The following is a 15,093-nucleotide window of genomic DNA, read 5'->3' on the forward strand; positions in this document are numbered from 1 at the left end:
CACCCCTTTACATGAATTTATGCATGTAAAGGGGTGTTCATGAGTTATCTTTTGGATTTTGGTGGGGCAAGTATTTCAGAAAAAATTATTCCTTTGATTAAGTCGTCCTGACTACTAGGTATTAAACTGTCAACTACTGGAGTAGGTATAGTTACAGGTACATTTTTCTGGTGTGCACTTAATCTACCTGAGCTCCTAGCTACTCCTTGATCACGTTTAACTTCCCGCTCCATTTTTTCTACTTTTACAGGTACTTCTTTTACTATAGGAGGCTTAGTTTTCATCTCCTGCTGTCTTTCACTCGTAAACTGTTTAGCAAAATCACCCAATTCTTTAAATGGATTTTCTGAAACAGTTTTACGCATTGGTGTGCTATTTACTGGTTTTTCAACAGATTTTTTGTCGGATTCTTTATTATTTTTGAAAAAAAGACTAAAAATCGCTGCGATGATTAAAGGAATGAAAGCTTCCAAGGAGATCGGCTCCTTTCCGCTATTATTTTAGCTCGTCGGTTGAAGGTTTATCTCCGCCGACCTTACTAATAGAATCTCTCATACCAGTATCTGCTTTGATATTATTATAATTCATGTAATCCATAACACCGATATTACCATCACGAAGTGCTTCAGCCATTGCTAATGGAACAGCCGCTTCCGCTTCCACAACTTTCGAACGCATCTCTACAACTTTTGCTTTCATTTCTTGTTCAGATGCTACAGCCATTGCACGACGTTCTTCTGCTTTTGCTTGGGCAATTTTCTTATCTGCCTCTGCTTGCTCTGTTTGTAATTCTGCTCCGATGTTTTTACCGATATCAACATCCGCAATATCAATCGATAGAATTTCAAATGCAGTTCCGGAATCTAATCCTTTACCTAAAACTGTTTGAGAAATTAAATCTGGATTTTCTAATACTCGTTCATGACTTACACTAGAACCAATTGTTGAAATGATCCCTTCCCCTACTCGGGCTACAATTGTTTCTTCACCAGCACCACCGACTAATCGGTCAATATTAGCACGAACTGTAATACGTGCTTTGGCTTTAACTTCAATCCCATTCATCGCAACACCTGCAATGAATGGTGTTTCAATAACTTTTGGATTTACGGACATCTGAACCGCTTCTAAAACGTCACGACCAGCAAGATCGATTGCTGCTGCTCTTTCAAATGTTAGTTCGATATTAGCACGGTGTGCAGCAATTAATGCGTTAACAACACGGTCTACATTACCACCAGCCAAGTAATGACTTTCCAATTGGTTAATAGCAACTTCAAGTCCTGCTTTATGTGCTTTGATCAACGGATTAACGATACGAGAAGGAATAACTCGACGTAACCTCATCCCTACTAATGTAAATATACTAATTTTTACCCCTGCTGCTAGTGCGGAAATCCATAGCGTAATTGGGAAAAATGTGAAAAATACTGACAGTACTATAAATGCAAGTACGATAACGACGATTAATGTAATTGTTGAACCTGTAATCATTCTGTTGCCTCCCCTTCTACTGCTTCTCGTACAACTATACGAGAGCCTTCTACTTTAATAATTTTAACATGTTTGTCTTTTCCTATAAAACTTCCATCTGAAACTGCATCAATTCTTTCATTATCGATACGTATAGTTCCAGCAGGTCTAAGTGGTGTCATAGTTACAGCAACCTTCCCGACTAGTTCCACTCGATTTTTATTGGAAACATATCCTTTTTCTGTTGTTGTCGCATCCGACAAAATCACTTTATTCAACACTTTTAATTCTTTACCAAAGAACCTCATAATAATCACCATTCCCACTATAGCTACTGATAAAGCAATAATAACAGCGATAATCATTTGCTCAATATCGCCACCAGCTAATATTATACTAGCAATAATAGCTGCCGCCCCTAATATACCACTAATTCCTCCGGGCAGGAAGAACTCTCCAATAATAAGTAAGACTCCAATAACAAAAATAATTATTGTTTCATACCCAGCTAGACCTGCAACTAAATGTCCAAAAAAGAAAAGAACTAACGAGATAAGCCCCATTGTACCTGCAACACCAAACCCAGGTGAATAAAGCTCGACGATTAAACCCAAACTTGCTATAGATAATAAAATTGGTACTACGATTGGATTTGTTATAAAACGAGCAAGGGATTCCATAAAGGTTTCTTCTGTTTCTATCACTTTTGCTCCAGCAAGGTTAGTTGCTTTAAGTAGTTCATCAAATGAACTAACAGTTCCTTCTGAATATCCTACCTCTAAAGCCTCTGCTGAAGTAAGAGTCAATAATTTGCCAATAGGGGCTCTGTATTCAGGTAAGTCAATTGAATCGTCTGCCATTGCTTGAGCAAATAAAGGATTTTTTCTTGCTAACTCAGCAGCATTTTTCATTTTAGCTTTCCACGCACTGTTCGCCTTTTCATCAGCAGTGTTTCCACTACTGTCAATAACTGCAGCTGCACCGATTGTTCCACTCGGGGACATATAAATTTCATCCGTATGAAGCGCTAAATATGCTCCTGCAGATAATGCTTCTGAATTAATGTATGAAATTGTACGAATGGATGTAGAGTCCAATAAGTTAGCAATATCTTCTGCAGAATCTACAAAGCCACCAGGGGTATTGATTTCTAAAATAATTGCTTCTGCTCCAGCCTCTTCTGCATCATGGATAGAACGTTTCAGAAATGCATATAACCCTTTTTCCACTTCTTTGTACACAGGTATTTTATAAACTTCTGTAGAATTTGCAGTAAAAGTAGGGATTATCATTCCAAATGATAGGATTAACAAACAAAGAGAAATGGCATAACGAGAAAATTTCACCACTTAACCTCCTTTCTTCTATATGTATACTCCTATTTACGATGGAGTTATCAAAAAGTTTCATAAAATAAAAATAAACCGAGAAAATAAATTTTCTCGGTTTACATAATTGTAAATTTTAATCATAAAGTACGTGTTTTGAACGTAGGGATGGTTGGGATAATATACCACTTACGTTAACGTGCAGCTTCTGATTTCTTTTTACGTTTCCGCTCAGGTTTTAGAAACCATAGCTTCGAAGCTTTGTAAATTTAAATTTATTAGAATTTACGTTTACGGGCAGCTTCAGATTTCTTTTTACGCTTTACGCTTGGTTTTTCATAAAACTCGCGCTTTCTTACCTCTTGAATTGTACCACTTTTAGATACAGTACGTTTGAAGCGGCGAAGAGCATCTTCAAGCGATTCGTTTTTACGAACGACAGTTTTTGACATCTCTTTTTCCCTCCCTCCGAACACACGTCAAGTACATAACCAAGTGTTATGTACTAAAAAATTATACCGTATTGAAGAGACTTGGTCAATACTTTGATATAAATTTAACTTAATTTAGCTGAATGTTAAAACTTCCGGCTAATTCAACTAAATCCTTCAGAAGATCTGAAAGGTTTTATAACTAAAGATGTTAGCCCTAGGTAGGTCGTATCTTATCCGCCAATAGCTACCAGACCCTCATAACTCTGGTTAAAGCTCAGTTAAAAATCTTCAAGCAATACAGCAAGGAGTTAATTAATAATCAGATTTACTTTCTAATCCTTTTACAATTTCTACTCCAGAACTTGCACCAATTCTTGTCGCTCCCACTTTAACCATCGCCTCAACATCAGCTAGATTTCGAACACCACCAGAAGCTTTCACTCCTAAGTTTGGCCCAACAGTTTCGCGCATTAGTTTTACCGCTTCTATTGTTGCTCCTCCAGTTGAAAAACCGGTTGATGTTTTCACAAAGTCTGCACCTGCAGCTTTAGATAATTCACTAGCTTTAATAATTTCTTCATTTGTTAATAAACAAGTTTCTAAAATAACTTTAACAATTGCCTTGTCTTTTGCTGCAGTTACTACGGCTTCGATATCTTTTTGTACTAAGTTATAATCTTGGTCTTTCAATGCACCAACATTTAATACCATATCAATTTCATCTGCACCATTTTCAATAGCATTAGTAGTTTCAAACGCTTTAACTGCTGATGTACTTGCACCTAAAGGGAATCCGATAACAGTACAAACCTTTACTGGACTTTCTTTTAGTAGCGATGCACTTAAATTTACCCAAGTAGGGTTAACACATACCGATGCAAAATTATACGTTTTAGCTTCCTCACATAATTTTTCGATTTGGTTTTTAGTTGCGTCTTGTTTAAGTAAAGTATGATCTATTAATGCTGCAATATTTTCAGTCATTTGTTATTCCCCTTTCAAGATGTACGTACCTCTTAATAATACTCTTAATAAGATGAAAAGCGCAAGTAGATTACATTTTTTAAGCAAGAAATTCAAGATAAAGTAATTATTAATAATGGTATTCTCTAGACGGATGTGAGCTTGCCGCACGCTACGCATGAGCCTTCTAGGATGTGTCGCTATCGCTCTTCATCCTTTTTGAATCTCATTCTTCGCGCTCTTGCGGCTTGGAAGGCGCACATCCTAGTGACTGCTGATTCGAAAAAATACCTTTCTAAAATTACGGATCATTTGCATTTTGGACTAGATGCATATTTGTAATAAGTTTCCTTTCTGCAAGTAAATGATTATGATATCTCGCATTATTTACCTATTTTATTTCATAATGTTTAGAATACTAATTATGCCCAATCTTATAGTTAATAACTACTCACTAAATTGATTGGAGCGCAAGGCGGCGACTCCAGCCGGAAATAGCTTGAGCTGAAGAACCCGCAGGAAAGACATTGGTCGAACTTTCTTTGGCCAATGTCTTCCCGACGAGTAATCACAGGAGCATATGTTTTCGAAGCGACGAGGAGGCTGAAGCAAAGCTTGCGGAAATCTCAGCGGTATGATTTGTTTAATTATCAAGAAACCAGTAATCAAGTGAGAATTATTAACACTTTTTCTTCTTTTTTTTTTCAAAAAAAACCGGTGAAATAATTTCACCGGTTTCAGCTTTATACTAATTCTGCTACTTCATCTAGTATCCTTACGAATTGTCCTTCATTGTATGGATATCCAGCTTTTGTGATTTTCACGCGTACTAACTTTCCGATTAAATCCTCTGAACCTGGGATAACAACCTTTAAGTAATTGTCTGAATAACCTTCTACCATATTAGATGCTGAATCTAGCTTATAAGATTCTTCAGGAATAATTTCAAGTACTTCGCCTTCAAATTTAGAAGCATACTCTACAGCTAATTGATCATTTAAAGTGATTAAACGATGGACACGTTCATTCTTTACGTCCTCATCTACTTGGTTATCCATTCTTGCAGCTGGTGTTCCAGTACGTTTAGAGTATGGAAATACATGTAGCTCGGAGAATTTTTGGTCACGAATAAAGTTAAACGTCTCCATAAATTCTTCCTCTGTTTCACCTGGGAAGCCAACAATAACATCCGAAGTAATAGCAAGATCTGGCAACGCCTCTCTTAAACGATCTAATCGATTCGCAAAAAACTCCATAGTATATTTTCTACGCATTCTTTTCAACACGGTATCTGAACCAGATTGAATAGGAATATGCAAATGTCTTACTACAATTTTAGAATCTCTTAAGACATCGATTACTTCGTCAGATAATTGGCTTGCTTCAATCGAACTAATGCGAAGTCTTTTTAAACCTTTGACGTTGTTTTCAATATCTCTTAATAGTTGAGCTAGATTATAATCCTTTAAATCTTCACCGTATCCACCAGTATGGATACCAGTTAGAACTATTTCCAAATAACCTGCATCAACTAATTGTTGTGCCTGTCTAACTACTTCTTCAGGATCTCTTGAACGCATAAGACCACGAGCCCAAGGGATAATACAAAAAGTACAGAAATTATTACAGCCTTCTTGAATTTTTAAGGATGCACGAGTTCTGTCTGTGAAAGTTGGTACATCTAATTCTTCATAAACTCGATTTTTCATAATATTTCCTACAGCATTGATCGGTTTACGTTCAGTTTTATACTGTTCAATATAATCTAACATTTTGGTGCGTTCCTGTGTTCCCACGACAATATCTACTCCTGGTATTGCCATTATTTCTGCAGGAGAGGTTTGTGCATAACAACCAGTTACACAAATAACTGCATCTGGGTTTTGGCGAACGGCACGACGAATCACTTGACGACTTTTTTTGTCTCCAGTATTCGTTACAGTACACGTATTTATAACATAGACATCTGATTGTTTTTCAAATTCAGTACGACTATACCCATTTTCTTTAAATAATTGCCAAATAGCTTCAGTTTCATAGTGATTTACTTTACAACCTAACGTATGGAATGCAACGGATGACAAGTTCTCACACCTCTTTCATTCAAATTCATAAGAAATTGCTGACAGCGCATATAACGGTGCAGTTTCAGTTCGAAGAATCCTAGGTCCTAGCGCAATTGTCTGAAAATCATTTTCTAATAATAGCTTTATCTCTGCTCGATCTAGTCCACCTTCCGGACCAAATACGATAAGTATCGATTGTTTATCATACACTTTTTTTAATTGTTCAGCAAACTTTTGTCGTTCCTGAATTTTTGCATCTTCTTCATCCGCTACAAATTTTACATCGAATGTTTTAGATATTTCTACCAACTCTTTTAAAGAGATTGGATTATGTATTTGTGGAATAGTAGAACGATGAGATTGCTCAGCTGCTTCCTTCGCAATCTTTTGTAATCTCGCTACCTTCTTCTCGTTTTTGGACTTATCCCATTTTACGATAGATCTTTTTGCTTCATATGGAAATAATTCATACATACCCAGTTCCGTTGCCTTTTGAGTAATCAATTCTAGCTTGTCTCCTTTTGGAAGACCGCAAACAAGTGATACTTTCTTTGGCATTTCATTGGTATTGGCTAACATTTCTTTTACTGTTAGATGGACTGATTTTGAAGTGCCTTCTATAATTTCCATCGTATACGTTTGGTTATTTGTAACAACAAAAACTTGATCACCCGGTGACATGCGCATCACCTGAATCATATGATGCGCGTCATCTCCGGTAATTGTCACCGTATTATTCTCACTTATAGGTTCATTTGTAAAATAACGTTGCATGACAATCTCCTTTAGTTAACAGGTTTTCTAGAAATGATTGTAACCCAATCTTCCATCATCATAACTTCCTCGATTTCAAATCCCGCTTGTTGTAAAGAATCTTTTACATCTTCCTTTTTCGTCGCTATAATTCCGGAAGTAATAAATAATCCACCTTCTTTTACAATCGTAAATGCATCATCGGTAAATGTCATGATGATTTCTGCTAATATATTTGCCACTACAATGTCCGCTTGTTCATTCACATTATCTAAAAGATTGCCATGTGTTACTTGAACAATGTCGTCTACTTTGTTTAAGGCAATATTTTCAATAGCAGATCTAACAGCCACTTCATCTAAATCTAGGGCATGAATCTTAGAAGCTCCTAGTTTCGCAGCACCAATAGAAAGAACTCCAGAGCCTGTTCCTACATCGATAACACTTGATGCTGTCTGGACAGTTTTCTCTAATGCTTGAAGACACATAACTGTTGTTGGATGAGTTCCTGTTCCAAACGCCATTCCAGGATCAAGTTCGATGATCAATTCGTCAGTGGTCACCCGTTCATAATCTTCCCAAGTCGGCACAATAGTAAATCGATTAGAAATTTTAACAGGATGGTAATACTTTTTCCAAGCAGTAGCCCAATCCTCTTCGTCGACTTCTTGAACTGTTATAACGTTATGACCTAGATCTATATTGAATTTTGTTAAATTGTTGATAGCAAGTTTGATCTCTTCCATTGTTTCTAATAAAAAACTCGTTTCAGCTAAATAAGCTTTTACGCGTACGCCATCTACCGGAAAATCATTTGGGTTTAAGCTGTAAATTTCACCAAATACATCTTCTCGTTCTCTTCCTAATTCTTCCGAGTCTTCGATAACTACACCACTTGCACCAGCTTCATGCAAAATATTACTTACCGCTTCAACCGCTTCATTTGTAGTATGGATGGATAGTTCAGACCATTTCACTTGCGCCAACTCCTTTATTCGCCTTTTAATGTCTTTTTGATCTTATCAAATAATGAACTGCCTTGCTCTTCTGGAATATCTCCACTAATTTCAGCAAATTCACGTAATAATTGCTTTTGTTTTTCTGTTAACTTTTTCGGAGTAACCACTTTAACTATTACATGCTGATCTCCAACACCATAGCCATGAACATTTTTTATACCCTTTCCTTTTAAACGGAAATTCGCTTGCGATTGAGTTCCAGCTGGGATCTTAAGTTTTACTTTACCTTGTACTGTTGGAACTTCAATTTCATCACCTAGAGCTGCTTGGGCGTATGTTAAAGGTAATTCGTAATAAATATCGTCGCCGTCGCGTTCAAAACGTGGATCTGCTTTTACACGGAAGACGATATATAAATCACCTGCTGGTCCACCGTTTACTCCAGGTTCACCTTGGCCGCTTACACGTAGCTGTTGACCATCATCAACACCAGCTGGAATTGTAACTTTAATTTTTTTGCGTTTATTAACTGTCCCTTTACCGTGACAAGTAGCACATTTATCTTTAATAATGTTACCTGTTCCTTGACAGTGATTACATGCCCGTTTTGTTTGTACTCGACCAAATGGAGTATCTTGGGTAACATTCACTTGACCAAGTCCGTTACAATGTGAACATTTTTCTGGTTTTGTACCAGGTTTTGCACCTGATCCAGAACATGTTTCACAATTTTCTTCTTTAGAAACTTCAATTTCTTTTTCTTTTCCAAACACTGCTTCTTCAAACTCAATAGTCATCGAATACTGAAGATCATTCCCTTTTCTTGGGGCGTTAGGATCACGTCGCCTAGAACCTCCGCCACCACCAAAGAATGAACTAAAGATATCTTCAAATCCGAATCCATCAGCACTTCCACCGAAGCCGCCAAACCCTTGGTTAGGACCAGCATGACCAAACTGATCATAAGATGAACGTTTTTGCTCATCACTTAGTACTTCATATGCTTCGGAAATTTCTTTAAACTTATCCTCTGCACCAGCTTCTTTGTTAATATCTGGGTGAAATTGTTTCGAAAGCTTACGATATGCTTTTTTTATCTCGTCTTGAGTTGCGCTCTTAGAAATACCAAGAACCTCATAATAATCACGTTTATTCATCTTTCACTCTCCTGCTCTGTTAACTTGCACATAGAAATAATTGTACCATGTTCAAATTCCTAATAGCAAAACTTTGAAAATTTAATCATTCAAATTAATTTATGTTTATTTCTACTTCAATGCACTTTCATTTTTCGAAGTTAGCGCAGCATTCATTTTTCCTATACAGTAAGAAAAGCCAAAGCCGGAACCGGTCTTTGACTTTTTGCTTACCGACACTTAAACAATCTTACTTGTCTTTATCGTCGTTTACTTCTTCAAATTCTGCATCTACTACACCGTCATCAGAAGGACCAGCTTGTTCTGCATTAGCTGCAGCATCCGCTTGCGCTTGTTCATACAATTTCATTGTAAGCTGTTGAACAATTTCATTTAGTTTATCTTTTTTCGTTTTGATATCTTCTAAGTTTCCAGCTTCTAAAGCAGCTTTTAACTCTTCTTTTGCATCTTCAGCAGATTTTTTCTCTTCTACTGATACTTTATCTTCTAGATCTTTTAATGTTTTTTCAGTCATGAATACTAATTGATCCGCTTCATTTTTCACTTCTGCTTCTTCTTTACGTACTTTATCCGCTTCTGCATTAGCTTCTGCTTCTTTTACCATACGCTCGATTTCTTCGTCAGAAAGTGAAGAGTTAGATTGGATTGTGATATTTTGTTCTTTTTGTGTCCCTAGATCTTTTGCTTTAACATTTACAATACCATTTTTATCGATATCAAATGTTACTTCAATTTGTGGAACACCACGTGGTGCTGGTGGAATATCCGCTAGCTGGAAGCGTCCAAGTGTTTTATTGTCCGCTGACATCGGGCGTTCACCTTGAAGTACATGAATATCTACTGCAGGCTGGTTATCTGCCGCTGTTGAGAATGTTTGTGATTTTGAAGTAGGGATTGTTGTATTACGTTCAATTAGTTTAGTAAATACGCCACCCATTGTTTCAATACCTAAAGAAAGTGGTGTTACGTCAAGAAGTACAACGTCTTTTACATCTCCAGTTAATACTCCACCTTGTACAGCAGCTCCCATAGCTACTACTTCATCTGGGTTTACACCTTTATGTGGTTCTTTGCCAGTTTCTTTTTTAATAGCGTCTTGTACTGCTGGGATACGAGTAGATCCACCAACAAGGATTACTTTATCGATTTGAGAAGCAGATAATCCAGCATCTTTCATCGCTTGACGAGTAGGTACCATTGTACGTTCAACTAATGAAGCAGTTAAATCGTCAAATTTTGCACGAGTCATTGTAACTTCTAAGTGAAGTGGTCCAGCTTCTCCTGCAGTGATGAACGGAAGTGAGATTTGAGTTGATGTTACACCAGACAAATCTTTTTTCGCTTTTTCAGCAGCATCCTTTAGACGTTGAACTGCCATCTTATCTTTAGATAAGTCGATACCATTTTCTTTTTTGAATTCTTGTACTAAATAATCCATTAATACTTGGTCAAAGTCATCTCCACCAAGACGGTTATCACCAGCAGTTGCTAGTACTTCAAATACGCCATCTCCTAGTTCAAGGATAGATACGTCAAATGTACCTCCACCAAGATCATAAACTAGAATTTTTTCATCGTGGTCCATTTTATCTAAACCATATGCAAGTGCAGCAGCAGTTGGTTCGTTGATAATACGTTCTACTTCAAGACCAGCGATACGACCAGCATCTTTAGTAGCTTGACGTTCTGCATCATTAAAGTAAGCAGGAACTGTAATTACTGCTTTCGTTACTTTTTCACCTAAGTATTCTTCTGCAAAACCTTTTAAGTATTGAAGAATCATTGCTGAAACTTCTTGTGGTGTATATTCTTTTCCTTCAGCGCTAACTTTTTCGTTTGTACCCATTAAACGCTTAACAGATGCAATTGTATTAGCATTTGTAATAGATTGACGTTTTGCAACTTCCCCTACTTGTTTTTCGCCATTTTTAAAGGCAACTACTGATGGAGTAGTACGATTACCTTCTGGATTTGGAATTACTTTTGGTTCTCCACCTTCTAATACAGATACACATGAGTTTGTTGTTCCTAAGTCAATACCAATAATTTTAGACATTTAGTTTTCCTCCTAATAAATAACTGGAATATTTATATCATTTATTCATTTACTTTGACCATTGAAGGTCTTAATACGCGATCTTTTAACTTGTACCCTTTTTGCAACTCTTGAAGCACAATTCCTGATTCTTTTGAGTCATCTTGTTCTTGCATAACTGCTTGGTGGAAGTTCGGGTCAAATGCAACACCTTCTGCTTCAATTTGTTCCAAACCTTCTTTTTTAACAGCCTCTAGTAAAGTGCGGTAAACCATATCCACTCCTTTAACTAATGAAGTTGCTTCCTCTGAAGTTGTTTCAACTGCAAGAGCTCTTTCAAAGTTATCAAGCACTGGTAATATATCCATTAAAACAGATTGTGCTCTGTATTTGTGATCAGATGCTTTATCTAACTGTACTCGACGTTTATAATTCTCGAAGTCTGCTCTCAATCGAATTAGTTTATCTTGTTCTTCTTCTACTTGCTGTTTAGCAAGTGTTAGTTCGTCTACTTCTTCAACCTGTTCAGGCTCTTCAGAGGTATTTTCTACTTCTTGCTCTTCTAATTTTTCATCTTTGATTTCCGACACGGTATGCAACTCTCCTTATCCATGATGTCCATGTAATATCCTAGATAATTCTCTAGATAAATCACCACTCATAATATCTAGCAATGATACGACTCTCCGATAGTCCATCCGGGTTGGACCAATAATTGCAATCGAACCCATCTGTTCTTTACCGATGCCATATGATGCAGTAATAACACTACAACCTTCCATGGCAAGGTCATTATTTTCTGAGCCAATCCTAATTTGAATGCCTTTTTTATCTAAATGAAAAATATCTGGAATTTGGTTTACATGATCCATCCAATTCATAATACTTCGTGCTTTTTCTACATCATTGAATTCTGGTTGGTTTAATATTTGCAGCTTACCACCATAATACACTTTGTCTTCATGCTCAATAGTCAATGCTTGGTTAAGCGATCCAAAAAGATGATTTAGACGACCGTTGTTTTGATGCAAAACTGTCGTGGTGACTGTCTCAAGCATTGCAGGTAGCTCATGCAAATATACGCCAACCAACCGTTCGTTGATCAAATTGATCATACGTTCGATATCTGATGCATGAAAATTTTCAGGAATAGAAAATATACGATTTTCTACATGACCACTGTCAGTAACAATTATAGCTACTGCAGAATCGCTTGATAGTGGTACAATGGAAAAACGTTTAACACGATGTTTCCTCACATCTAAACCTAACATAATAGAGGTATAATTCGTTAGTTCCGATATTATTTCAGCGGATTTACGAATTATTTGCTCCGTCTCCACCTTTCGTTCTTCAAAAATAGAACGAATTTGTTTTATCTCATTTTGCGAAATTCTTTGTGGAGTTAACATATTATCGACATAATAACGGTAGCCTTTTTGTGAAGGCACGCGACCAGACGAAGTATGCGTTTTTTCTAAAAAGCCCATTTCTTCTAAATCTGCCATTTCGTTTCGAATAGTAGCAGGACTAAATGGTACTTCCTCCTTTTTCGAAAGCTGACGAGATCCAACTGGTTGAGCGGTTTCGATAAAATCATCTACCGTTACTTGCAATATTAATAATTGCCTGTTTGTTAGCATGATTATCACCTCTGTTAGCACTCACTCAAAGAGAGTGCTAATACTCATATAAAACTTATCAAATCTACAGAAAACTGTCAACGATTTAGCTTTAATTATCTCAGGAAATATTGAAACACTTCATTTCCAATAAATCTTCCCCGTGTAGTAAGCCTCACAAAATTATCTTGAATGATTATTAATTCCTTTTGAAGTAATTCATCTAGTTCTTTTCCGTAAATATCATGAAGTGTGATACCATATCTTCCCTCAAACTTTTCTAGTGATACTCCCTCATTCTTTCTTAAACCAAGAAACATTTCTTCTTCCATTTTTTCCACTTTTGTTACTTCTTTTTGCATCATAAGAGGTTTTTCCCCTAAATCGATTGTTTGCATATACTTTTTTAACGGTCCATGATTTGAATATCTTACACCGTTCACATATCCATGAGCACCAGCACCTAAACCTATATATTCATCATTGTTCCAATACAGTAAATTATGCTTCGATTCTTTCCCCTCATATGCGAAGTTACTAATTTCATATTGAGTATAACCATGATTTTTCATTTCTTCTAATAAATAGCTATACATTTCTGCCTCTAAGTCTTCACCAGGAAGAGATAGCTTACCTTTGGATAGTAAATTATAAAAAATCGTTTTTGGTTCTACTAAAAGTGAATAGGCAGATATATGGGGTATTTTTAAGCGGAACGCTTCCTGTAAGGATGCTTTCCATTGTTCCATCGTTTGGTTGGGAAGACCATACATCAAATCAATACTAATTGATGGGAATTCAGTTTGTTTGGCATATTCTATAACTTCATAAACATGATCATTAGAATGAGTTCTTCCTAAAACTTTTAATAGATCTTGATCAAAGGTTTGAACACCCATACTTAAACGATTTACGCCATATTTACGCATTAACTGCATTTTTTCAAGTGTTAATTCATCCGGATTTGCCTCAGACGTAAACTCCGTTACATGTTCCATTGGTATATGTTTATGAATTAATGATAGTAATCGATCTAATTGCTCTACCGTTAAAGAAGTCGGAGTTCCACCACCAATAAATATTGTATCAATTTTAGCTGGTTCTGCATCGTTTTGCCATAACGACATTTCTTTTCCAAGAGACTCAATATATTCATCTACAGGTTGATTTTGAAAGAAAAATTTATTGAAATCGCAGTAATTACATATTTGATGACAAAAAGGAATATGTATATATACGCCTCGTACCATAACTATCCCTACTTTCTTTCCATAAAGGAAAAAGGAGGCTACTAGTGCCCCCTCTTTTACTTTTATTTATTTGGCTCGTCCATCTTTAGAACGGCCATGAATGCTTCATATGGGTTTGCATTATCCTAATGTATTGTATCTTATTTTATTGAATCTAACAAACCTTTAAGAAATATGCGTTTATAAGAGTATTTTTAACTTGTTGTATCTCTATATAATCTAGAATATATCTGTTGTTGCCACCGAAATCGGTGGCAAGATGGTGGCAACCTTAAAAAGGAGCGTAATTAATGAAAAAACTATCAGCAAATATGAAATTACTTCTATTAACTGTACACGGTAAACATATTAAAACAATGTCACCAGAAGAAAAGGAAAAACATTCGCTGGAGAACATAGTAAAAGTCGTAGTAAATCATAAGAATAAATATCTAAAGGTTTACTATAAACACGAATGGTACCACTACACAAATAAAGGTAGTTGGTATTAAGAACAAACAACCACCATCCATGATTTTATGGTTGGTGGTTTTCATATTTCTTATTCACTTCAACGCGATCAATTAACTCACATAGTTCAGCCGTTGCATTTAGCTCTGCTTCTGGCATGTTTAGTAACCACTCCAAGAATTCCCTAACAGATTCTTTAGAGTATTTTTCAATCATCATATCAAGTTTCTTATCTAGTTCTATTTCTTTTATTTTTTCCAAATTACTCACTCCATTACAACATTTAAACTTTACTGCAAGATTTTATTTTTATTATCTGTACGCATCATCAATATTAATTCTAGTGCTGACATATCTGGTAAATGATCCACAAATGTCATTGCATCAGCTGAACTACGAAAAGTAAATGTTTGTAGTTCCTTTTTAACTTCAAAAACATTCTCAATATTCTCTAATTCATAAAATCTAATGTTAGGAATACCATTCATGCCTTCTCCCATAATTAGTATCCCTAAATTTTCAACTACAGGACTTTCTATTAATTGAATTAATTCCATTGATTCAAGCTCTACCGGTAAATTTATATTTAACATTGCTTCTTCC

At 36.1% G+C, this 15,093-nt stretch carries 16 protein-coding genes; 1 reads left to right on the plus strand and 15 read right to left on the minus strand.

The features are described from left to right. Positions 1 to 44 precede the first annotated feature (44 nt). The 13 genes from MKY29_RS12680 to hemW form a co-directional block, all read right to left on the minus strand. Positions 45 to 473: a hypothetical protein gene (locus MKY29_RS12680; protein ID WP_093496118.1), complete on the minus strand. Its 429-nt coding sequence runs from the start codon at positions 471 to 473 to the stop codon at positions 45 to 47. Positions 474 to 495: 22 nt separating this feature from the next. After that, complete coding sequence (gene floA / locus MKY29_RS12685; protein ID WP_090563835.1) at positions 496 to 1,494, minus strand: flotillin-like protein FloA; 999 nt, start codon at positions 1,492 to 1,494, stop codon at positions 496 to 498. Continuing rightward, entirely contained in the window at positions 1,491 to 2,819 is a 1,329-nt protein-coding gene (locus tag MKY29_RS12690) for an NfeD family protein (protein ID WP_418939822.1), read from the minus strand. The genes floA and MKY29_RS12690 overlap by 4 nt, the downstream gene beginning before the upstream one ends. Positions 2,820 to 3,079: 260 nt before the next feature. Then, positions 3,080 to 3,253, minus strand: a complete 174-nt coding sequence (gene rpsU / locus MKY29_RS12695) for a 30S ribosomal protein S21 (protein ID WP_016426884.1) — start codon at positions 3,251 to 3,253, stop codon at positions 3,080 to 3,082. A gap of 294 nt (positions 3,254 to 3,547) precedes the next feature. Further along, positions 3,548 to 4,219 (minus strand): deoxyribose-phosphate aldolase, encoded by a 672-nt coding sequence (deoC, locus tag MKY29_RS12700; RefSeq protein WP_090563837.1) that lies wholly within the window; start codon positions 4,217 to 4,219, stop codon positions 3,548 to 3,550. Positions 4,220 to 4,941: 722 nt separating this feature from the next. Further along, positions 4,942 to 6,282, minus strand: a complete 1,341-nt coding sequence (gene mtaB, locus MKY29_RS12705; protein ID WP_269922984.1) for a tRNA (N(6)-L-threonylcarbamoyladenosine(37)-C(2))-methylthiotransferase MtaB — start codon at positions 6,280 to 6,282, stop codon at positions 4,942 to 4,944. A 15-nt stretch (positions 6,283 to 6,297) separates the two neighbouring features. Next, positions 6,298 to 7,038 carry a 16S rRNA (uracil(1498)-N(3))-methyltransferase gene (locus tag MKY29_RS12710; protein WP_093496120.1) on the minus strand — a complete coding sequence of 247 codons (741 nt, stop codon included), beginning with the start codon at positions 7,036 to 7,038 and terminating at the stop codon, positions 6,298 to 6,300. 11 nt (positions 7,039 to 7,049) lie between these two features. Next, positions 7,050 to 7,994, minus strand: a complete 945-nt coding sequence (gene prmA / locus MKY29_RS12715) for a 50S ribosomal protein L11 methyltransferase (RefSeq protein ID WP_090563842.1) — start codon at positions 7,992 to 7,994, stop codon at positions 7,050 to 7,052. 14 nt (positions 7,995 to 8,008) lie between these two features. After that, positions 8,009 to 9,133: a molecular chaperone DnaJ gene (dnaJ, locus tag MKY29_RS12720; RefSeq protein ID WP_093496122.1), complete on the minus strand. Its 1,125-nt coding sequence runs from the start codon at positions 9,131 to 9,133 to the stop codon at positions 8,009 to 8,011. Positions 9,134 to 9,362: 229 nt separating this feature from the next. Further along, positions 9,363 to 11,189: a molecular chaperone DnaK gene (gene dnaK, locus MKY29_RS12725; RefSeq protein WP_340879979.1), complete on the minus strand. Its 1,827-nt coding sequence runs from the start codon at positions 11,187 to 11,189 to the stop codon at positions 9,363 to 9,365. Between the two features lie 41 nt (positions 11,190 to 11,230). Beyond that, positions 11,231 to 11,758: a nucleotide exchange factor GrpE gene (gene grpE, locus MKY29_RS12730; RefSeq protein WP_445677875.1), complete on the minus strand. Its 528-nt coding sequence runs from the start codon at positions 11,756 to 11,758 to the stop codon at positions 11,231 to 11,233. A gap of 15 nt (positions 11,759 to 11,773) precedes the next feature. Beyond that, on the minus strand, positions 11,774 to 12,811 hold the full coding sequence (gene hrcA / locus MKY29_RS12735; RefSeq protein WP_340879981.1) for a heat-inducible transcriptional repressor HrcA: 1,038 nt from the start codon (positions 12,809 to 12,811) through the stop codon (positions 11,774 to 11,776). Between the two features lie 95 nt (positions 12,812 to 12,906). Then, a complete protein-coding gene (hemW, locus tag MKY29_RS12740) occupies positions 12,907 to 14,040 on the minus strand; it encodes a radical SAM family heme chaperone HemW (protein ID WP_340879982.1) in 1,134 nt (377 codons plus the stop codon). Between the two features lie 290 nt (positions 14,041 to 14,330). Between hemW and MKY29_RS12745 the strand changes: the two genes are divergently transcribed. Continuing rightward, positions 14,331 to 14,531: a hypothetical protein gene (locus MKY29_RS12745; protein WP_340879983.1), complete on the plus strand. Its 201-nt coding sequence runs from the start codon at positions 14,331 to 14,333 to the stop codon at positions 14,529 to 14,531. Between the two features lie 25 nt (positions 14,532 to 14,556). On the opposite strand, the gene MKY29_RS12750 is transcribed toward MKY29_RS12745, so the two are convergent. Beyond that, complete coding sequence (locus MKY29_RS12750) at positions 14,557 to 14,751, minus strand: hypothetical protein (protein WP_340879984.1); 195 nt, start codon at positions 14,749 to 14,751, stop codon at positions 14,557 to 14,559. A gap of 29 nt (positions 14,752 to 14,780) precedes the next feature. Next, on the minus strand, positions 14,781 to 15,083 hold the full coding sequence (locus MKY29_RS12755) for a hypothetical protein (RefSeq protein WP_340879985.1): 303 nt from the start codon (positions 15,081 to 15,083) through the stop codon (positions 14,781 to 14,783). Positions 15,084 to 15,093: the final 10 nt, after the last annotated feature.

Origin of the sequence: Psychrobacillus sp. FSL K6-2365, assembly GCF_038003165.1 — a bacterium.
GTDB lineage: Bacteria > Bacillota > Bacilli > Bacillales_A > Planococcaceae > Psychrobacillus > Psychrobacillus psychrodurans.